Source organism: Bradyrhizobium japonicum USDA 6 (genome assembly GCF_000284375.1).
Classification (GTDB): Bacteria; Pseudomonadota; Alphaproteobacteria; order Rhizobiales; family Xanthobacteraceae; genus Bradyrhizobium; species Bradyrhizobium japonicum.
This window is the reverse complement of record NC_017249.1, coordinates 5,926,421-5,945,247: the sequence shown is the minus strand read 5'-3', so window position 1 is coordinate 5,945,247 and position 18,827 is coordinate 5,926,421. Positions and strand designations below refer to the sequence as shown.

Genomic DNA, 18,827 nt, shown 5'->3' with positions numbered 1-18,827 from the left:
TCGTGGTTCGGATGAGATTTGGTCGTTCGATCGGAGGAGGGGCTGTGACCATGGAAACGAAGGCGCTTCCCCAATGACGGTGTCATGCCCCGCGAGAGCGGGGCATCCAGTACGCCGCGGCCTCTCCGTATCCACGCACGGCCTCTGGAATACTGGATCGCCCGCCCCAGTGCGCAATTGCGCACAAGGCGGGCGATGACAGCATCATGCGGAACGATCACGGCACCCTCGTCCAGCGCCTACCGCTTCCTGTTCACAAACGCGCCCATCAGCCGCGTCGGCTCGTCCGTCAGGAACGACTCGCCGAACACCTTGACGCTGAGATTTACCGACTCCGTCAGCGGCAGTTCCTCCCATTGCCGCAGCAGCGCCTTTTGCGAGCGCAGCGCCTCGGGGCCGCATTCGAGCAGCGCCTTCACAACGTGTTCGACCTCGGCATCCAATCCACCGTCCGGCGCGACCTTGTCCACCAGTCCCCAGGCCAGCGCGGTCGGCGCGTCGATGTTCTCCGCCGTCATCACCAGCCAGCGGGCGCGGGCCCAGCCGATCAGGCGCGGCAGCAGGGCGGCGTGGATCACAGAGGGGATGCCGACGCGGACCTCCGGCATGCCGAAATGCGCATCGTGTGCAGCGATCCTGAAATCGCAGGCGGCGGCGACTTCGAGGCCGCCGCCGAGGCACCAGCCCGGCATCCGCGCGATCACCGGGGCCGGGAATTGGCGCACGGCCTCGCAGAGATCGCGCAGGCGGCTGATGAAGGCTTCGGCTGACTTCTGGTCGAGCTTGGCCATCTCCTTGATGTCGGCGCCGCCGATCATGCTCTTCTCGTTCTGGCCGCGCAGCACCACGACGCGGATGCTGCGGTCGGTCGCGAGGGTCTGCAGGCCTTCGCGCACGGCATCGGTGACGGGCGAGCCCAGAATGTTGAGCGGGCCGGCGTTGCAGATCGCGACATGAACGACGCCGCGCGCATCGCGCGTCACGCCGCAGTGATTGTTGAGCATTTCCATCGGGCATCTCGAAGGTTTCGTGGACATGCGCGAGGCGCGCGGGTCGGGATCACTTCGGTGCCGAAACGCCCTGCTTGTCAAGCGGGTGGGGGACAGAGTTGCCATCGTGAAGTTCGTGACATAGTATGACATATATCATACAAAGAGGCCGCCATGACCCGTAACGATCAACTCGACCTGTTTTCGCCCGCGCAGCGGCGTGAGCGCGTGGTGGATTGGCAGGTGCCTGCGCCGGTTGCAAAAGCAGCGATGGGGCTTTCGGGCATGGACGCGATGCTGGGAATCCTCGACGGCCGGCTGCCGCCGCCGCCGTTCGCAAAGTTGATCGGTTTCACCATGGCGGTGGTCGAACCGGGTCGGATCGTGATGGAACTGGAGCCACGCGAGGATCTCGAAAATACCATCGGCCTCCTGCACGGCGCGACCGCCGCGGCGCTGATCGATACCGCCATGGGCTGCGCCATCTCGACGCGGCTGGAGCCCGGGCAGTCGTCCGTGACCCTCGACCTGAAAATGACCTTCCTGCGCCCGCTGTCGGTACGTTCCGGGCTGATCTCGGCCGAAGGCAAGATCATCAAGCTGGGACGCCAGACCAGCTACACCGAGGGCTTTGTCCGCGACGGCAAGGGTGCGCTCGCAGTCCATGCAACTGCAACCTTTTCCATGATTGGCGCGACAACTTAACATGAATTAATGCACCGCCTGGTCCATTTCTGTGTTATGAGATGATCTCCGACATTCAATGAGACCCGCATGCGCTATTCCCGGGAACACAAGCAGGAAACCCACGACCGAATCGTGAAGAAGGCCTCCGTGCGGCTGCGGGAAAAAGGCGCCCACGGCATCGGCGTCGCCGACCTCATGAAGGAGGCCGGCCTGACCCATGGGGGCTTCTACGCGCATTTCGACTCGCGCGAGGCGCTGGTGATCGAGGCCTTTGCCTACGCCATGGACCGCTCGATGGAGCACTGGCGCAAGCAGTCCGATCAGATCGCGCCCGAAAAGCAACTGACCCAGATCGTCGAGACCTATCTCTCGGCGTTGCATCGGGACAATCCCGGCCACGGCTGCTCGATTCCGGCGCTGGGCGCCGAGATCGCCCGTGAGAGCCCGAAGACGCGCAAGGCCTTTGCCGGAAAGCTGGACGAGATGGTCGAGATGATGACCGATTTCATCCCCAACCTGCCGCGCAAGGCCGCGCGCAAGCAGGCCATCGCGACGCTTGCGACGATGGCCGGCGCCATGCTGCTGGCGCGCATTGCAGGATCCAGCGAACTGTCGGACGAGGTGCTGAAGGCCGGCAAGGACAGCGCGCTCGATGGCGCGAAGCGCGAGCCGAAGGTGACGGCGGCGAAGAAGGCGAAGCAGAACTGAGATGCGGTAGGGTGGGCAAAGGCGCTCCAGCGCCGTGCCCACCATCTCTCTACGCCCGCAAGAGACATGGTGGGAACGCTTTCGCTTTGCCCACCCTACGAGACCGTCCTTACCGCCCCGCAAACAACGCCCGCTCGCGCTCCACGATCTCGCAGATGTAGTCGGCCACCGCGCGGATCCGCGCGAGGTCCTTGCTGTCCGCGTGCATCAGCATCCAGAACGTCCGCGTGATAGATATCTCCTCCGGCAGCACCGCCACCAGCTGCGGATAATCACTCGCCATGAAATGCGGGAGCACGGCGATGCCGAAGCCCGCGAGCGTGGAATTGAGCTGCGCGATCAGATTGGCGCTGCGGAAGCGCGCCGAAATCCGCGGCGATACCTGCGGGAGGTAATCGAGCTCGGGCGTGAACAGGAGCTCCTCGATATAGCCGACGAAGCGATGCTGCGGCAGATCCTGCCGCGAGGTGATCTTCGGGAAACGGTCGAGATAGGCCGGCGCCGCATAAAGCCCGAGGCGGTAGTCCAGGAGCTTGCGGCCGACGATGCGGCCTTCCTTCGGCATGGTCAGGCTGATCGCGATATCGGCTTCGCGCTTGGAGAGACTGAACAGCCGCGCGGTGGCCACAAGTTGCAGATCGAGGTCGGGATAGCGATCCGCGAACGGCGCCAGCCGCGGCGCCAGGAAGGCGGTGCCGAACCCGTCGGGCGCGCCGATCCGCACCGTGCCGGTCAGCCGCGCCACCGAGCCGCCGACCTGCTCCTGGTTGGCGACGATGGTCGATTCCATGGCTTCCGCGCTGTCGGCGACGCGCTGGCCGGCCTCGGTGAGGAGATAGCCGGTCTTGCGCCGGTCAAACAGCTTCGCCGAGAGGTGTCTCTCCAGCCGGTCGACACGGCGGATCACGGTGGCGTGGTCCACTCCGAGCTGCTTGGCCGCAGCCGAAACCGAGCCGCCCCGCACGATGGCCAGCACGAAGCGGAAGTCGTCCCAGTCGATGCTACCTTGATCCAGCATTTTCGCACATCTATGGTGCATTATCTCAGACTTGAATCCTATAAAATGCAGGTCGATAGGATTTGTCAAAGCGTTCACGCTCGACCTCAGGAGATCATTCCATGCGTTCAATCGGACATTTCATCGGTGGCAAGGAGGTCAAGGGCGCCTCAGGCCGGACGGCGGACGTATTCGAGCCGATGACCGGTGACGTCCAGGCCAAGGTGGCGCTGGCGTCCAAGGCCGAGGTCCGCGCTGCCGTGGAGAACGCCCGTGCCGCGCAGCCGGAATGGGCCGCGACCAATCCGCAGCGCCGGGCCCGCGTCATGATGAAATTCGTGGAGCTGGTGCAGCGCGATTACGACAAGCTCGCCGAGCTGCTCGCACGTGAGCATGGCAAGACCGTGCCGGACGCCAAGGGCGACATTCAGCGCGGCCTCGAAGTCGCGGAGTTCGCCTGCGGCATCCCGCATCTGATGAAGGGCGAATACACCGAAGGCGCCGGCCCCGGCATCGACATCTATTCCATGCGCCAGCCGCTCGGCGTCGTCGCCGGCATCACGCCGTTCAATTTCCCGGCGATGATCCCGATGTGGAAGTTCGCTCCCGCCATCGCATGCGGCAACGCCTTCATCCTGAAGCCGTCCGAGCGCGACCCCGGCGTGCCGATGCTGCTCGCCGAGCTGATGATCGAGGCGGGCCTGCCGGCAGGCATCCTCAACGTCGTCAACGGCGACAAGGAAGCGGTCGACGCCATCCTGGACGATCCCGACATCAAGGCCATCGGCTTCGTCGGCTCCACGCCGATCGCGCAATACATCTACGAGCGCGCAGCCCAGACCGGCAAGCGTTGCCAGTGTTTTGGCGGCGCCAAGAACCACGCCATCATCATGCCCGACGCGGACATGGACCAGGCGGTCGACGCGCTGATCGGCGCCGGCTACGGCTCGGCCGGCGAGCGCTGCATGGCCGTCTCCGTCGCCGTTCCCGTCGGCAAGTCCACCGCCGACCGGCTGATGGAAAAGCTGATCCCGCGCGTCGAGTCGCTCAAGATCGGCACCTCGATCGATCCGTCCGCCGACTACGGTCCGCTGGTCACGCGCGAGGCGGTCGAGAAGGTCAAGAGCTACATCGACATCGGCATCAAGGAAGGCGCGACGCTCGCCGTCGACGGCCGTGGCTTCAAGATGCAGGGCTACGAGAAGGGCTTCTATCTCGGCGGTTCGCTGTTCGACAACGTCACCAAGGACATGCGGATCTACAAGGAAGAGATCTTCGGCCCCGTGCTCTCGGTCGTGCGCGCGCATGACTACAAGGAAGCGCTGGCGCTGCCGTCGGATCATGACTACGGCAACGGCGTCGCCATCTTCACCCGCGACGGCGACGCCGCGCGCGACTTCGCGGCCAAGGTCAATGTCGGCATGGTCGGTGTCAACGTGCCGATCCCGGTGCCGATCGCCTATTACACCTTCGGCGGCTGGAAGAAGTCGGGCTTCGGCGATCTCAACCAGCACGGCCCGGACTCGGTCCGCTTCTACACCAAGACCAAGACGGTGACCTCGCGCTGGCCGTCCGGCGTCAAGGAAGGTGCGGAGTTCTCGATCCCGCTGATGAAGTAATTTCCTCGGCCGTCATTGCGAGGAGCGTAGCGACGAAGCAATCCAGCATCTTTCCGCGGAGACAGTCTGGATTGCTTCGCTTCGCTCGCAATGACGAGAGAAAAATGAGCAGCCCGGCATGCAGTTCGCTCTGAACGAGGATCAGGTCGCGGTTCGCGACATGGCGTTGGCGTTTGCGGCCGAGAAGATCGCGCCGCACGCGTTGCGCTGGGACGAGGAGAAGCATTTCCCCGTCGACGTGATGCGCGAGGCGGCGACCCTCGGCATGGGCGGCATCTACATCCGCGAGGATGTCGGTGGTTCCGCGATGACTCGGTTCGACGCGGCGCTGATCTTCGAGGCGCTGGCGACGGGCTGTCCGACCACCTCGGCCTTCATCTCCATCCACAACATGGCGTCCTGGATGATCGATGCCTTCGGCAGCGACACCCAGCGCCACAAATGGTTGCCGAAACTCTGCTCGATGGAGCTGATCGCGAGCTACTGCCTGACCGAACCAGGCGCCGGCTCCGATGCGGCAGCGCTGCGCACCCGTGCCGTGCGCGACGGCGATCATTACGTCCTCAACGGCCAGAAGCAGTTCATCTCCGGCGCCGGCGGCACGGATCTCCTTGTCGCCATGGTCCGAACCGGCGGCGACGGCGCCGGCGGCGTCTCGACCCTCGTGATCGACGGCAACACGCCCGGCGTCTCCTACGGCGCCAATGAGCGCAAGATGGGCTGGAATGCGCAGCCGACCCGCGCCGTGATGTTCGAGAACGCGCGCGTGCCGGTCGCGAACCGGCTGGGCGAGGAGGGCATCGGCTTCAAGATCGCGATGGCCGGCCTCGACGGCGGCCGCCTCAACATCACCGCATGCTCGCTCGGCGGCGCGCAGACCGCGCTCGACAAGGCGCGCGCCTACATGAAGGAACGCAAGGCCTTTGGAAAACGTCTCGACGAATTCCAGGCATTGCAATTCCGGCTCGCCGACATGGCGATCGAGCTCGAGGCGGCGCGCACTTTCCTGTGGCGCGCCGCCGCCGCGCTCGACCGCAAGGACCCTGATGCCACCATGCTGTGCGCGATGGCAAAGCGCTTCGGCACCGATGTCGGCTTCGAGGTCGCCAACCACGCGCTCCAGCTCCATGGCGGCTACGGCTATCTCAGCGAATACGGCATCGAGAAGATCGTGCGCGATCTGCGCGTGCACCAGATCCTCGAAGGCACCAATGAAATCATGCGGCTCATCGTGGCGCGCAAATTGATCGAGGGCGCGCGATGAATTCAGTGGAGGAGGGCGATCTGGTCGCCCGCGTCGAGGGCGCAGCCGGCGTGATCCGGCTCAACCGTCCGAAGGCGATCAATGCCGTGACGCTGGAGATGTTTCGCGACATCGAAAAGGCGCTCGACCGCTTCGAGGCCGATCCGGCCGTCGCCGTGATCCTGCTGGAGGGGGCCGGCGAGCGCGGCCTGTGCGCCGGCGGCGACATCCGCACGCTCTGGGAAAGCTCCAAGGTCAATGGTGACCTCGGCAAGATCCTGTGGCGCGAGGAATACATCCTCAACGCCCGGATCAAGAGATTCCCGAAACCCTATGTCGCGTTCATGGACGGCATCGTGATGGGCGGCGGCGTCGGGCTCTCCGCCCATGCCAGCCACCGCGTCGTCACCGACCGCACCAGGCTCGCGATGCCCGAGGTCGGGCTCGGCTTCTTCCCGGATGTCGGCGGCACCTTTCTGTTGTCGCGCTCGCCGGGGGAGATCGGCACGTATTTCGGCCTGACCGGCCAGACCATGAACGGGCCGGACGCGATCCATGCTAGGTTTGCCGATGTCGTGGTGCCGGCGGCGAAATTGCCGGAACTGCGCGAGGCTCTGACAAGGGCTCGTTCCGGCGCGACCGCGGCTGATGTCAGCAAGCTTATCAACGGTTTTGCAACCGGTGAGACCGCGGGACCGGTCGCCGCGAAAGAGCCTGTTATCGACGCGTTGTTCGGCTTCGACCGCATGGAGGACATCGTCGCTGCACTCAAGCGCGACGGCTCCGAGTTCGCGCTGGCCACGTTGAGGACGCTCGGCGAGAAATCGCCACGCGGAATGGTGGTGACGCTGAAGCTGCTGCGGCTCGCGCGCACGGCGTCGAGCTTGGAAGAGTGCCTGGTGCGTGAGTATCGCGCCGCGCTGGAGGTCTTCCGCAGCGATGATTTCCGCGAAGGCGTGCGCGCCGCCGTGATCGACAAGGACCGCAATCCGACCTGGTCGCCGCCGCGGATCGAGGATGTGACACAAGAGATGCTTGCGCCGTATCTCGCCGAGATCGGCGCCGACGAACTGAAGTTCAACTAATCAACGAAACGTCTAGCGGAGGATATCGATATGGCCACGATCGCATTCATCGGTCTCGGCAACATGGGCGGCCCGATGGCGGCCAATCTGGTCAAGGCCGGCCACAAGGTGGTGGCGTTCGATCTCGTCGAGGCCTCCCGCAACCAGGCCAAGGCCGATGGCGCCGCCATCGCCGAGAGTGCGTCGGGTGCGGTGAAGGGCGCCGATGTCGTCGTCACCATGCTGCCGGCCGGCAAGCACGTGCTCGGCGTCTGGGGCGAGGTCGTTCCCGCCATGGCCAAGGGCGCGCTGATCATCGACAGCTCCACCATCGATGTCGAGAGTGCGCGTCAGGCGCATGCGCTGGCGGCCAAGCATGGCGTGCTCTCGGTCGATGCGCCGGTGTCCGGCGGCACGGGCGGTGCCAAGGGCGCGACGCTCACCTTCATGTGCGGCGGCGAGGAGAGCGCGTTTGCGGCCGCAAAGCCGGTGCTGGAGAAGATGGGCAAGAAGATCGTGCATTGCGGCGGCGCCGGCGCCGGGCAGGCGGCCAAGATCTGCAACAACATGATCCTCGGCATCTCCATGATCGCGGTGAGCGAGGCCTTTGCGCTCGGTGAGAAGCTCGGCCTCTCGCATCAGGCGCTGTTCGACGTCGCCTCGACCTCGTCGGGCCAGTGCTGGTCGCTGACGACCTATTGCCCGGTGCCGGGCCCGGTGCCGACCTCTCCGGCCAACAACGATTACAAGCCGGGCTTTGCCTCGGCGCTGATGGTGAAGGATCTGACGCTGGCCCAGGACGCCGCCAAGGCCGCGGGCGCGGCCACGCCGCTCGGCAAGCATGCGCAGGAGATCTATCAGTCCTTCGATGCCGCCGGGCAGGGCGGGGTGGATTTTTCCGGAATTATCAAGCACGTTAGGGGGCTAGCCGGGAAAGCCTAATGACGACATTTCAGGACGCGCGCGCGTTTCTGCTAAAGCACCGCACGGATTACGAGACGGCGGTCAAAGACTTCCGCTGGCCCGATCCGGTTCCCTTCAATTGGGCGCTCGACTGGTTCGACGAACTCGCAAAGGACGCGGACGCCAAGGACCGGCCCGCGCTCTGGATCGTCGATGCCGCGCAGGACAAGCAAACCAAGCTGTCTTTCGCGGCGCTCTCGCAGCGCTCGAACCAGGTCGCCAACTTCCTGCGCGCGCAGGGCCTGAAGCGCGGCGACCACCTGCTGCTGCTGCTCGGCAACGTGGTTCCGCTGTGGGAGACGATGCTGGCCGCGATGAAGCTCGGCGTCGTCGTGATTCCCGCCACCACGCTGCTCACCGCGGACGAGCTGCGCGACCGGCTCGATCGCGGCAAGGCGAAGGCGGTGGTGGCGGCCCAGGACCAGGTCGCGAAATTCGCAAGTCTCGGTGCTGAGAATATCGTCCGCATCGTCGTCGGTGCGGCTTCCGATGGCTGGCTTGCCTATGACGAGGCAACGAAGGCTGCGGAGAGCTTTACGGCTGACGGTCCGACCAACGCCGACGACCCGATGCTGCTCTATTTCACCTCTGGCACCACGGCGAAACCAAAGCTCGTGCGCCACAGCCAACGCAGCTATCCCGTCGGCCATCTCTCGACCATGTACTGGATCGGGCTGAAGCCGGGCGACGTTCATCTCAATATTTCATCGCCCGGTTGGGCCAAGCACGCCTGGAGCTGCTTTTTTGCGCCGTGGAATGCGGGCGCGACCGTGTTCGTGGTCAACCAGCCGCGCTTCGATGCCAAGGGTCTGCTCGCCACCATCGGCCGCTGCGGCGTTACCACGCTGTGCGCGCCGCCGACGGTATGGCGGCTGTTCATCCAGGAGAACCTTGCGTCGTTCAAGGTGAGCTTGCGCGAGGTCTGCGGCGCCGGCGAGCCGCTCAATCCGGAAGTGATCGACCAGGTGCAGGCCGCCTGGGGCCTGACCATCCGCGATGGCTACGGCCAGACCGAGACCACCGCGCTGGCGGGCAACTCGCCGGGGCAAAAGATCAAGGTCGGCTCGATGGGCCGGCCGCTGCCGGGCTATCGCGTGCAGGTCAGCGACGCCGACGGTCATCCTGCGAAGGAAGGCGAGGTGGCGCTGGTGCTCGGCACCGAGCGCCCCGCCGGCCTGATGCAGGGTTATCAGGGCGACGACGGCAAGCTGTCGGGTGCGGAAGGCGCGCTCTACCGCAGCGGTGACGTCGTGTTCGCGGACGAGGATGGCTATCTCACTTTCGTTGGCCGTTCCGACGACGTGTTCAAATCCTCCGACTATCGCATCAGCCCGTTCGAGCTGGAGAGCGTGCTGCTCGAGCATGAGCTCGTCGCGGAAGCCGCGGTGGTGCCGAGCCCGGACCCGATCCGGCTCGCGATCCCCAAGGCCTTTGTGCTGCTGACATCAGGTGCGGAGCGCTCGCCCGAGACGGCGCTGTCCATCTTCAGGCATCTGCATACGCGCCTTGCACCGTTCAAGCGCATCCGCCGCCTTGAAATCGTCACCGAGCTGCCGAAGACGATCTCGGGCAAGATCCGCCGCGTGCAGCTCAGACGGCTGGAGCGCGACGACGACCGCAACGATCCCCTGCGCGGTCGGGAATTCCGGGAAGAGGATTTTCCGGAGCTGCCGAAAACACGGAGCGAGACCTAAGTGAACGAAGTCTGGAAGAAGCCGCCGATTTCCCTCGAAGCCTATCAGGCCATGGTCGGCAAGGAGATCGGCGTGTCGTCGTGGCACCTGGTCGATCAGCCCCGCATCGACACCTATGCCGACGTGATCGAGGATCACCAGTTCATCCATGTCGATCCTGAGCGCGCGAAGAAAGAGACCGCCTTCGGCACCACCATCGCCCACGGCTTCCTGACGATGTCGCTGCTGTCGATCATGTCCTACGAGGTGATGCCTGTCATCGCCGGCACCACGATGGGCGTCAATTACGGTTTCGACAAGCTGCGCTTCATCTCGCCGGTGCGCTCGGGCAAGCGCGTCCGCGGCCGCTTCGTGCTGGCCGAAGCCAAGCTGCGCAAGCCCAACGAGCTGCAGTCCCGCACCAACGTCACGGTGGAGATCGAGGGCGAGGACAAGCCGGCGCTGGTCGCCGACTGGCTCGGGCTGATCTATTTCGCGTAGGCTCAGTCGGGCTTGACCCGGCAACCCATCGCTGCTCAAAAGCTGTCCAAATCTCGTGCGGAGCGCTGTTACCCTCTCCCCCTGTGGGAGAGGGTGGCTTCGCGAAACGCGAAGCCGGGTGAGGGGTATCTCTCCACGAGCTCGGCTGCCGAGAGATACCCCTCATCCGGCGCTTCGCGCCACCTTCTCCCACAAGGGGAGAAGGAAGAAAGGAAGCACACTCATGGCAATCAGGTTCGACGGACGTGTCGCCATCGTCACCGGCGCAGGCAATGGCCTCGGACGCGCGCATGCGCTGGGGCTGGCCAGCCGCGGCGCAAAAGTCGTCGTCAACGATTTCGGCGGCGCGCGCGACGGCAGCGGCGGCTCGCTGTCGCCGGCCGAAGCCGTCGTCGAGGAGATCCGCAAAGCCGGCGGCACCGCGATGGCCGACGGCGCCGACGTCTCCAATTTCGAGCAGGTCACCGCCATGGTCGAGCGCGCCACCAAGGAGTGGGGCAGCGTTGACCTGATGTGCGCCAATGCCGGCATCCTGCGCGACAAGTCGTTCGGCAAGATGGAGGCCGCCGATTTCCAGAAGGTGCTCGACGTGCATCTCGTCGGCACCTTCTATTGCTGCAAGGCGGCCTGGGCCGGCATGCGCGACCGCAATTACGGCCGCATCGTGCTGACGACCTCGTCCTCCGGCCTCTACGGCAATTTCGGCCAGGCCAATTACGGCGCGGCCAAGTCCGGCATGGTCGGCCTGATGAACGTGCTGGCGGAAGAGGGCCGCAAGAACAACATCCGCGTCAACATCATCTCGCCGACCGCGGCGACCCGCATGACGGAAGAGCTGCTGCCGCCACAGGCGCTGCAACTGATGAAGCCGAACGCGATCACGCCCGCGGTCGAATATATGCTGAGCGAGGATGCACCCACCCGCACCATCATGGGCGCCGGCGCCGGCTCCTTCGCCGTGATCAAGATTTTGGAGAGCGAAGGCATCAACCTGCCGGAATCCGAATGGACGCCGGACGCGGTCGCCGCGCATTTCGCCGAGATCAGCGACATGTCGAAGGCGAAGGCGCTGCAGGGCGCGTTCGAGCAGACGCAGAAATACGTGGCGCAGGCCGCGGCACGGGCGGGGATCAAGCTCTGACTGACGTCGCCGTCATCGGTGCCGGTCCCGCCGGGCTGATGGCGGCGGAGGCGCTGGCGCAGGGCGGCGCCCGCGTCACTGTCTATGATGCGATGCCGTCCGCCGGTCGCAAATTCCTGATGGCCGGCCGTGGCGGGCTCAATCTCACCCATAGCGAGCCGCTGCCGGATTTCATGCCGCGCTACCGCGAGGCGGCGCCGATGCTGCAAGCGGCGATCGCAGCGTTCTCGCCCGATGCGCTCCGCGCCTGGAGCGCGGCGCTGGGAGAGCCGACCTTCGTCGGCAGCAGCGGGCGTGTGTTTCCAAAGGCGTTCAAGGCCTCGCCGTTGCTGCGCGCCTGGCTGCGGCGCCTCGATGCCGCGGGCGTACGGTTCGCCTTTCGTCATCGCTGGACCGGATGGGACGGTGAGGGGCGGTTGCTATTTCGCACCAACGATGGGCAACGGCCGATCGAAGCCAAGGCCACAGTCCTCGCGCTCGGCGGCGCAAGCTGGCCGCGACTGGGATCGGATGGCGGCTGGGTCGATATCCTCGCCGCGAAAGGTATTGCGATCTCGAAGCTGCGGCCGGCCAATTCCGGTTTCACCGTCGCATGGTCCGACGTGTTTCGTGACCGTTTCGAGGGCCAGCCGCTCAAGGGCGTGGCGCTGACGATCGGGGCGCATACCGTCCGCGGCGAAGCCATGATCACGCGCAGCGGCATCGAAGGTGGCGCCATCTACGCGTTGTCGGCCGAGTTGCGCGAGGCGGTGCTGGGTCTCGGGCAGGCGACGTTGACGATCGCATTGCGGCCCGAGCTCGACGTCGCCGCGCTGGCCACGCGGCTATCAGGCACGCGCGGCAAGCAGTCGCTGGCGAATTTCCTGCGCAAGGCGGCGCAGCTGTCGCCGGTCGGCATCGCCCTGATGCAGGAGGCCGCCATCGCATCCGGCCGGCCGCTGGCGTTGTTCTCGCCGGCGGAGCTTGCGAAGCTGATCAACGCCATTCCGGTTCAGCTCACCGGCGTTGCCCCGATCGAGCGCGCCATCTCGACGGCGGGCGGGGTGACCTTCGACGAGCTCGACGAACGTCTGATGCTGCGCAAGCTACCCGGCATGTTCGCCGCCGGCGAGATGCTGGACTGGGAGGCGCCGACCGGCGGCTATCTGTTGCAGGCGTCGTTTGCGACGGGGGCTGCTGCGGGCAGGGGTGTGTTGGAGTGGCTAAAGCGTTCATAGAACGCCGCCGCCCTTCGAGGCCTCCGCTGCGCTTCGGCACCTCAGGGTGACGGCTACGAGAGAGCGTCATCCTGAAGTGCGAGTGGCGCGATGCAAGGCATCGCGCCGGGAGCCTCGAAGGATGCGCGGGTACTCCGCCTAGCGCAGCTTCCCCCGCGCCGCCACCGGCAGCGTGCCGATGATCTCCTCGCCGCGGACCATCACCACCTCGTCCATCATGTTGACCACGACGCAAACATGATTGGGCACGATGCGGACGACGTCGCCGACATTAGGGCGCGTGTTGCTGCGCGAGAGGTCGAGGAAGCCGTGTTCCTCGGCGAAGCGCGCAATTTTGGCCTCGGGGTGCTCCAGGATCAGGCCGTGGCCGTCGAGGCCGCCGGTGTCCGTCGTCAGCGTCTTCGAGCCGGCGTCCAGAATGCCGCGCTCGGGCGCGGCGCGGCTGACGACGGTCGAATAGATGTGCAGCGCGCAGTCGTCCCAGGTGGCGACGCCGGCGGCGACCTGCATGCGGTCATTGTAGATGTAGGTGCCGAAGCGATGCTCGGTGCCGCCCTTGAGCTTGCCGATGTTGACGAGGTTCGGCGTGCCGCCAGTCGAAACGATCTTTGCATCGAGCCCGTGCGCGCGCACGCCGGCCAGCGCCTCGTCGTAGAATTTTTGCGCCTCAGTCCAACCAGTCTCGGTCGGGTACATCATGAAGCCGGCGAATTCGAGTCCCTTGGACCCGGCGATCTCGCGCGCCAGCGCAATCGCCTCGGCCGGGGTCTCGACGCCCGCGCGCTTGCGCCCCGTATCGCATTCGACCACGACCGAGAGCGGACGACCCGAGGCGGCGGCTGCCTTGGGCAGGCCGGCGACGACCGTCGAATTATCGGCGGCGACCGTCATGTTCGCCTTCGCCTGCAGCGCGCCCAGGCGGGCCATCTTCTCTTCGCCGAGCAGATTGTAGCTGATCAGGATGTCGTCGATGCCGGCATTGGCCATGATCTCGGCCTCGCCGAGCTTCTGGCAGGTGATGCCCTTGGCGCCCGCCGCGACCTGCAGCTTGGCGATCGTCGGGTTCTTGTGCGTCTTGATGTGCGGACGGTTGGCGACACCCGCATCGTCGCAGGCCTTCTGGATCCGCGCGATGTTGCGCTCGACCCGGTCCATGTCGATGACGGCGCAGGGAGTGCCATATTCACGGGCGATCTTGGCGGCGAGGGGAGTGGTCATGTCATCTCTCTATTTCTGGACCCGTAGGATGGGTAGTCCCGTAGGATGGGTTTCGCTTCGCTCTACCCATCCTACGGTTCTGCGCTCTACCCATCCTACAAATTACGCTTGCTCGATCTCTTCGCGGAGCATTTCCAGTTCGAGCCAGCGCTCTTCGGCGGCGGACAATTCGTCATGCGCCTTGGCGATGGCGGCGGAGGTGTCGTCGAATTTCTTGCGGTCTTTGGTGTAGAGATTGGGATCATCAAGGAAGCGCTGCAGCTTGGCAATGTCGGCGTGCAGGGTTTCGATCTTCTTCGGCAGCGTTTCCAGCGCGTGCTTCTCGTTGAAGCTCAGCCGCCGCTTTGCCGTGACAGGCGGAGCAGCCAGCCGCTCCTCTTTCTTCTCCGCGGGGGCTTGCGCCTTCGTCGTCTCGCGCTTGAGGTCGGCACCGCGCTGCGCCAGCATGTCGCTGTAGCCGCCGGCATACTCGGTCCACTTGCCGTTGCCTTCGGGGGCGATCACTGACGTGACGATACGGTCGAGGAAGTCGCGGTCGTGGCTGATCAGGATCACCGTGCCCTCGTAGTCGCCGAGCATGTCCTCGAGCACGTCGAGCGTCTCGAGGTCGAGATCGTTGGTCGGTTCGTCCAGCACCAGCAGGTTCGAGGGTTTTGCCAGCGCGCGGGCCAACATCAGCCGGCCGCGCTCGCCGCCCGAGAGCACCTCGACGGGCGTGCCGCGCTGCTCCTGGGCGAACAGGAAGTCCTTCATGTAGCCGACCACATGCTTCGGTTTGCCGCCGACCATGATCTGGTCGCCACGGCCGCCGGTTAGCGCCTCGGCCAGCGTCGACCTGGGGTCGAGGCTTTCGCGGTGCTGGTCGAGCGTGGCCGTCTCAAGATTGGCGCCGAGCCGCACGATGCCGGAATCAGGCTCCGCGCCGCCGGTCAGCAGGTTGACCAGCGTGGTCTTGCCGGCGCCGTTCGGCCCGACGATGCCGAGCCGGTCGCCGCGCTGGATGCGGGTGGAGAAATTGTCGACGATCACGCGGTCGCCAAACGCCTTGGTGACGCCCTTGGCCTCGATCACCAGCTTGCCGGATTGCTCGGCTTCCGCCGCGGCCAGACTGGCGGTGCCCGCCGTACCGCGATAATTGCGTCGCTGGTCACGCAGCGCATGCAGATTGCCGAGCCGCTTGACGTTGCGCTTGCGGCGGCCGGAGACGCCGTGGCGCAGCCAGTGCTCCTCGTCGACGATCTTGCGGTCGAGCTTGTGCTGGTCGCGCTCTTCCTCGGCGAGCACTTCGTCGCGCCAGCTCTCGAACGAGGCAAAGCCACGATCGATCTGCTTGATCTTGCCGCGGTCGAGCCACGCCGTCGAGCGCGAGAGATTGGTGAGGAAGCGGCGGTCATGGCTGATCAGCACCAGCGCGCTGCGGCGGCTGTCGAGCTCCTTTTCCAGCCATTCGATGGTGGAGAGGTCCAGATGGTTGGTCGGCTCGTCCAGCAGCAATATGTCGGGCGAGGGCGCCAGCACGCGAGCCAGTGCGGCACGGCGGGCCTCGCCGCCGGAGACGTTGGCCGGGTTCTCGTTGCCGGTAAGCCCGAGCTGCTCCACGAGGTAGCGCGCCTGGTACGGATCGTCGCCGGGCGCCAGGCCCGCCTCGACATAGCCGAGCGTGGTCTTGTGGTCGCCGAAATCCGGCTCCTGCGGCAGATAGCGAACGGTTGCGCCCGGCTGCACGAAGCGCGTGCCGCCGTCAGGCTCGACGAGGCCGGCTGCGATCTTCAGCAGCGTCGACTTGCCCGAGCCGTTGCGGCCGATCAGGCAGACGCGCTCGCTCGGCGCGACGTTGAGCTCGACGCCGCTCAGCAGCGGCGTGCCGCCAAAGGTGAGCTTGATGTCCTTGAGCTGGATCAGGGGCGGCGCCATGACTAGCCTTGATTCAAATTCTGGCTCGTCGCGGCCTGGTCGGCGCGGCGGCGCTGGATCCGGCGCAGCGTCTGGTCGAGCGCGGAGAGGAAGGCGGAGCGGTCGCGCGGCGCGAACGAGCGCGGGCCGCCGGTGACCTCGCCGGCCGAGCGCAGATCCGTCATCAGATTGCGCACCGCCAGCGTCATCCCGATCGACTCTTCCGTGAACGGCTTGCCGTTCGGCGCGATCACGTCGGCGCCCGCTTTCACGCAGCGGCTCGCCAACGGAATGTCGGATGTCACGACGACGTCGCCCGGCTTGGCCCGCTCCGCGATCCAGTCGTCAGCGGCATCCATGCCGGCGCCCGCTGCAATCCGCTCAATGAGCGGATCTTGGGGCACACGAATAAAATTGCCGGCAACCACGCTCACGGGCACGCCGTGCCGGAGCGCGACGCGGTAGATCTCGTCCTTCACCGGACAGGCGTCGGCGTCGACATAGATGCGGGTGGGGGTGTCAGTCATTCGCCGCGTGGTACCCCATTCGGGCCGCAAAGGCGAGGGGATTGACCGGTGTTCCCGGGGGCCTACGATCAACCCTGAAACAACAAGAATTCAGGGAAAGGCCCGCCATGCCGAACCGGCTCGAAACCTACCGCGTCGAGGCCTACAACACCGCCAAACAGTCCGAAAACAAGATGCATGACGACACGGTGGCGCGTCGCTTCGGCTTTTCCGGCGGGCTGGTCCCCGGCGTCGACGTCTTCGCCTACATGATGCACGTGCCGGTGGCGCGCTGGGGCCGCGATTTCCTGTCGCGCGGTCTGGTCGAGGCCCGCTTCATCAAGCCGGTCTATGACGGCGAGACCGCCGATGTCGATGCAACCGAGCACAATGGCCTGCTCACGATCGAGGTGTTCAGCCGCACCGAGCTCTGCGCCACGGGCACGGCCTCCCTGCCGGTGGCCGCGCCTGCGGTGTCGCTGAACGACTATGTGGCGGTGCCGGTCGTAGCCGAACGCAAGCCGGTCAGCCCCGCAACTTTCGAGACCGGCAAGTGGCTCGGCACGATGCCGCGCCGTTGGGCCGGGCAGGACGCAGCCGATTATCTCGCCGACGTCAGGGAAACCGATCCGATTTTTGCGCGCGAGGGGCTCGGCCATCCCGGCCTGATCCAGCGCGTGATGAACCGCGTCCTCGTCGACAACACGATTTTGGGCCCGTGGATCCATGTCGGCAGCCGCATGCAGCTGCTGTCGGCCGCGCGCGCCGGCGACGAGATCACCGCGCGGGCAAAAGTCACCGCGAACTACGAGAAGAAGGGCCACCGCTTCGTCGAGCTCGACGCGCTGGTCGTCGCCAACGGCACGACGCCGCTGGCGCACTGCCAGCATACTGCGATCTACCAGCCGCGCGAGCAGGCGGCGGCCTGAATGCCAGTTGAGGTCTCCTTGCGTGCCCTCGTTTGTTTTGGAATAGCACTCCTTTTGTCGCTCCGTGCGCCTTGCGTCGTGCATGCCGCCGCACCGGTGCCCGATGGTGTGTCGCTCAGCGAGCAGACGACGACGTGGAGCACCGTCAAGTTCGCCGTCGATGCGGAGAATGGCTTTGTCAGCGGGTCGCTCGACAAGAGCGTGATCGTCGAACGCAGTTTCAAATCCTACGTGCTGGAGAATCGATATCTGAGGGTAACGCTCGTGCCCGAATTCGGAGGGCGTATCCTTTCCATGGTCTACAAGCCGACCGGCCACGAGCAGCTCTATCGAACGGAAGTCGGAGTGCCCTACGGCATGAAGGCCGGAAATTTCTACTACGACTGGCTGATGGTGTACGGCGGAATCTTTCCCACGTTCCCGGATGCCGAGCACGGCAAGACGTGGCTGAAGCCGTGGGCTTTCCGGGTCGTGAAGGAGGGCGCCGACGAAGTCACGGTCGTGATGTCGTTCCGGGATGACTTCGACTATTCCGCGCGGCCGAGCAAGTTCAGGGGCGCGACCGGCATCGAGGCGAACTACTACGTCACGCTCAAGGCCGATCGTGCCGCACTCGATGCGCGCGTGGTGCTGAAGAATCCGAACGACGGGGCTGTCCAATACGAGTACTGGACGTGCACGACGCTCGCTCCGGGATCGGAGCCGAAAAACCCAGGGCAACGGGCGGCGCCGAAATCATCGCGCCGATCCGAACTTACACGACGCCTGCCTGGTCGGCCAATCTGGCGGACGGCGACGAGAGCGCGGGTATGGGCAGGCGGCGCTTCGAAAACCTGCGCTACTTCAAGAACTGGCCAACGATGGGCATCGCCTATGCTGCACCAGATATGCAGGGCGGGAATTTCTGGGGCGTCATCAACCATGACAATGCAGAAGGGATCATTCGCATTGCGGACAATACCCTGACGCGGGGCTTGAAAATGTGGACGTGGGGGTTTCCGTCGTTCACCGACGAAACCGATGCCCGGAAGGATCCGAACGAGTGGCGGCCGTATGTCGAGTTATGGGCGGGCGTGTCAGACCAGTTTTTCCACAGCGCAGACTTTCCCGCACGCAGTGAGGTGTCGATTCCGGAAACCTACAGCCCGACCGTCGGCATGAGCAACGTGACGCATGCGAACGAGAAAATCCTGATCAATTTCTCGGCCGAGGCGTCTCGCGCCGTTCTCGAGTTCTTCAGCATCGAACCGGCCATCCCGTTGCTTGTCACGTTGAAACAGGGTGACACGGCTCTGTTCAGCGGGGTCGTGAGCGCCGATCCGAACAACGGAAACCGCATTTCGGCAGCGATTGCCGACGGCCGTAGCGGGGGAAAGATACGGCTAACGATCACGACGACGGAGGGAAAGGAGTTGATCGCCGCCGAAACGGCGATCAAGTGATCTCTTTCGCAATGCCGGTCGAACCCCCGGCGTTATC

18 protein-coding genes are annotated in these 18,827 nt (G+C 65.2%); 13 read left to right on the top strand and 5 right to left on the bottom strand.

Annotated elements, in window-relative coordinates; translation table 11 throughout:
• Positions 1 to 239: 239 nt before the first annotated feature.
• Positions 240 to 1,010 carry an enoyl-CoA hydratase gene (locus BJ6T_RS28275; RefSeq protein ID WP_014495952.1) on the bottom strand — a complete coding sequence of 257 codons (771 nt, stop codon included), beginning with the start codon at positions 1,008 to 1,010 and terminating at the stop codon, positions 240 to 242.
• 153 nt (positions 1,011 to 1,163) lie between these two features.
• On the opposite strand from BJ6T_RS28275, the gene BJ6T_RS28270 reads away from it, so the two are divergent.
• Positions 1,164 to 1,694 carry a PaaI family thioesterase gene (locus BJ6T_RS28270; protein WP_014495951.1) on the top strand — a complete coding sequence of 177 codons (531 nt, stop codon included), beginning with the start codon at positions 1,164 to 1,166 and terminating at the stop codon, positions 1,692 to 1,694.
• Between the two features lie 69 nt (positions 1,695 to 1,763).
• Positions 1,764 to 2,384 (top strand): TetR/AcrR family transcriptional regulator, encoded by a 621-nt coding sequence (locus BJ6T_RS28265; RefSeq protein WP_014495950.1) that lies wholly within the window; start codon positions 1,764 to 1,766, stop codon positions 2,382 to 2,384.
• Between the two features lie 109 nt (positions 2,385 to 2,493).
• On the opposite strand, the gene BJ6T_RS28260 is transcribed toward BJ6T_RS28265, so the two are convergent.
• Entirely contained in the window at positions 2,494 to 3,402 is a 909-nt protein-coding gene (locus tag BJ6T_RS28260; protein ID WP_014495949.1) for a LysR family transcriptional regulator, read from the bottom strand.
• Between the two features lie 101 nt (positions 3,403 to 3,503).
• Here BJ6T_RS28260 and BJ6T_RS28255 point away from each other — a divergent pair, with 101 nt between their 5' ends.
• The 8 genes from BJ6T_RS28255 to BJ6T_RS28220 all read left to right on the top strand — a co-directional run bounded on the left by BJ6T_RS28255 (position 3,504) and on the right by BJ6T_RS28220 (position 12,802).
• Positions 3,504 to 5,000, top strand: coding sequence for a CoA-acylating methylmalonate-semialdehyde dehydrogenase (locus BJ6T_RS28255; RefSeq protein ID WP_014495948.1), 1,497 nt, complete (start codon positions 3,504 to 3,506; stop codon positions 4,998 to 5,000).
• Between the two features lie 118 nt (positions 5,001 to 5,118).
• The gene (locus BJ6T_RS28250; RefSeq protein WP_014495947.1) at positions 5,119 to 6,264 is read left to right on the top strand and encodes an isobutyryl-CoA dehydrogenase; all 1,146 of its coding nucleotides are present in this window, start codon (positions 5,119 to 5,121) and stop codon (positions 6,262 to 6,264) included.
• A complete protein-coding gene (locus tag BJ6T_RS28245) occupies positions 6,261 to 7,328 on the top strand; it encodes an enoyl-CoA hydratase/isomerase family protein (RefSeq protein WP_014495946.1) in 1,068 nt (355 codons plus the stop codon). Before BJ6T_RS28250 ends, BJ6T_RS28245 begins: the two co-directional genes overlap by 4 nt.
• A 24-nt stretch (positions 7,329 to 7,352) precedes the next feature.
• On the top strand, positions 7,353 to 8,249 hold the full coding sequence (gene mmsB / locus BJ6T_RS28240; protein ID WP_259220808.1) for a 3-hydroxyisobutyrate dehydrogenase: 897 nt from the start codon (positions 7,353 to 7,355) through the stop codon (positions 8,247 to 8,249).
• The gene (locus BJ6T_RS28235) at positions 8,249 to 9,964 is read left to right on the top strand and encodes an AMP-binding protein (RefSeq protein ID WP_014495944.1); all 1,716 of its coding nucleotides are present in this window, start codon (positions 8,249 to 8,251) and stop codon (positions 9,962 to 9,964) included. Before mmsB ends, BJ6T_RS28235 begins: the two co-directional genes overlap by 1 nt.
• Positions 9,965 to 10,444 (top strand): MaoC family dehydratase, encoded by a 480-nt coding sequence (locus tag BJ6T_RS28230; protein ID WP_014495943.1) that lies wholly within the window; start codon positions 9,965 to 9,967, stop codon positions 10,442 to 10,444.
• A gap of 223 nt (positions 10,445 to 10,667) precedes the next feature.
• Entirely contained in the window at positions 10,668 to 11,585 is a 918-nt protein-coding gene (locus BJ6T_RS28225; protein WP_014495942.1) for an SDR family NAD(P)-dependent oxidoreductase, read from the top strand.
• A complete protein-coding gene (locus tag BJ6T_RS28220) occupies positions 11,582 to 12,802 on the top strand; it encodes a BaiN/RdsA family NAD(P)/FAD-dependent oxidoreductase (protein ID WP_080593948.1) in 1,221 nt (406 codons plus the stop codon). Before BJ6T_RS28225 ends, BJ6T_RS28220 begins: the two co-directional genes overlap by 4 nt.
• A gap of 138 nt (positions 12,803 to 12,940) precedes the next feature.
• Here BJ6T_RS28220 and BJ6T_RS28215 read toward each other — a convergent pair whose 3' ends face one another.
• The 3 genes from BJ6T_RS28215 to BJ6T_RS28205 all read right to left on the bottom strand — a co-directional run bounded on the left by BJ6T_RS28215 (position 12,941) and on the right by BJ6T_RS28205 (position 16,440).
• Positions 12,941 to 14,020 (bottom strand): D-TA family PLP-dependent enzyme, encoded by a 1,080-nt coding sequence (locus BJ6T_RS28215; RefSeq protein ID WP_014495940.1) that lies wholly within the window; start codon positions 14,018 to 14,020, stop codon positions 12,941 to 12,943.
• Positions 14,021 to 14,122: 102 nt separating this feature from the next.
• Positions 14,123 to 15,934, bottom strand: coding sequence for an ABC-F family ATP-binding cassette domain-containing protein (locus tag BJ6T_RS28210; protein ID WP_014495939.1), 1,812 nt, complete (start codon positions 15,932 to 15,934; stop codon positions 14,123 to 14,125).
• 2 nt (positions 15,935 to 15,936) lie between these two features.
• Complete coding sequence (locus BJ6T_RS28205) at positions 15,937 to 16,440, bottom strand: YaiI/YqxD family protein (protein ID WP_014495938.1); 504 nt, start codon at positions 16,438 to 16,440, stop codon at positions 15,937 to 15,939.
• 107 nt (positions 16,441 to 16,547) lie between these two features.
• Here BJ6T_RS28205 and BJ6T_RS47510 point away from each other — a divergent pair, with 107 nt between their 5' ends.
• From BJ6T_RS47510 to BJ6T_RS42700, 3 genes are read left to right on the top strand one after another with little or no spacing between them, the layout of a single operon-like run.
• Positions 16,548 to 17,348, top strand: a complete 801-nt coding sequence (locus BJ6T_RS47510) for a hotdog family protein (RefSeq protein WP_014495937.1) — start codon at positions 16,548 to 16,550, stop codon at positions 17,346 to 17,348.
• Entirely contained in the window at positions 17,349 to 18,314 is a 966-nt protein-coding gene (locus BJ6T_RS28195) for a DUF5107 domain-containing protein (RefSeq protein ID WP_014495936.1), read from the top strand.
• Complete coding sequence (locus BJ6T_RS42700) at positions 18,209 to 18,790, top strand: hypothetical protein (protein ID WP_014495935.1); 582 nt, start codon at positions 18,209 to 18,211, stop codon at positions 18,788 to 18,790. The genes BJ6T_RS28195 and BJ6T_RS42700 overlap by 106 nt, the downstream gene beginning before the upstream one ends.
• Positions 18,791 to 18,827: the final 37 nt, after the last annotated feature.

Coding starts and splice junctions, on each gene's coding strand:
- BJ6T_RS28275 (WP_014495952.1), bottom strand. CDS start 1,010: ATGGAAATGCTCAACAATCACTGCGGCGTGACGCGCGATGCGCGCGGC.
- BJ6T_RS28270 (WP_014495951.1), top strand. CDS start 1,164: ATGACCCGTAACGATCAACTCGACCTGTTTTCGCCCGCGCAGCGGCGT.
- BJ6T_RS28265 (WP_014495950.1), top strand. CDS start 1,764: ATGCGCTATTCCCGGGAACACAAGCAGGAAACCCACGACCGAATCGTG.
- BJ6T_RS28260 (WP_014495949.1), bottom strand. CDS start 3,402: ATGCTGGATCAAGGTAGCATCGACTGGGACGACTTCCGCTTCGTGCTG.
- BJ6T_RS28255 (WP_014495948.1), top strand. CDS start 3,504: ATGCGTTCAATCGGACATTTCATCGGTGGCAAGGAGGTCAAGGGCGCC.
- BJ6T_RS28250 (WP_014495947.1), top strand. CDS start 5,119: ATGCAGTTCGCTCTGAACGAGGATCAGGTCGCGGTTCGCGACATGGCG.
- BJ6T_RS28245 (WP_014495946.1), top strand. CDS start 6,261: ATGAATTCAGTGGAGGAGGGCGATCTGGTCGCCCGCGTCGAGGGCGCA.
- BJ6T_RS28235 (WP_014495944.1), top strand. CDS start 8,249: ATGACGACATTTCAGGACGCGCGCGCGTTTCTGCTAAAGCACCGCACG.
- BJ6T_RS28225 (WP_014495942.1), top strand. CDS start 10,668: ATGGCAATCAGGTTCGACGGACGTGTCGCCATCGTCACCGGCGCAGGC.
- BJ6T_RS28215 (WP_014495940.1), bottom strand. CDS start 14,020: ATGACCACTCCCCTCGCCGCCAAGATCGCCCGTGAATATGGCACTCCC.
- BJ6T_RS28210 (WP_014495939.1), bottom strand. CDS start 15,934: ATGGCGCCGCCCCTGATCCAGCTCAAGGACATCAAGCTCACCTTTGGC.
- BJ6T_RS28205 (WP_014495938.1), bottom strand. CDS start 16,440: ATGACTGACACCCCCACCCGCATCTATGTCGACGCCGACGCCTGTCCG.
- BJ6T_RS47510 (WP_014495937.1), top strand. CDS start 16,548: ATGCCGAACCGGCTCGAAACCTACCGCGTCGAGGCCTACAACACCGCC.
- BJ6T_RS28195 (WP_014495936.1), top strand. CDS start 17,349: ATGCCAGTTGAGGTCTCCTTGCGTGCCCTCGTTTGTTTTGGAATAGCA.
- BJ6T_RS42700 (WP_014495935.1), top strand. CDS start 18,209: ATGGGCATCGCCTATGCTGCACCAGATATGCAGGGCGGGAATTTCTGG.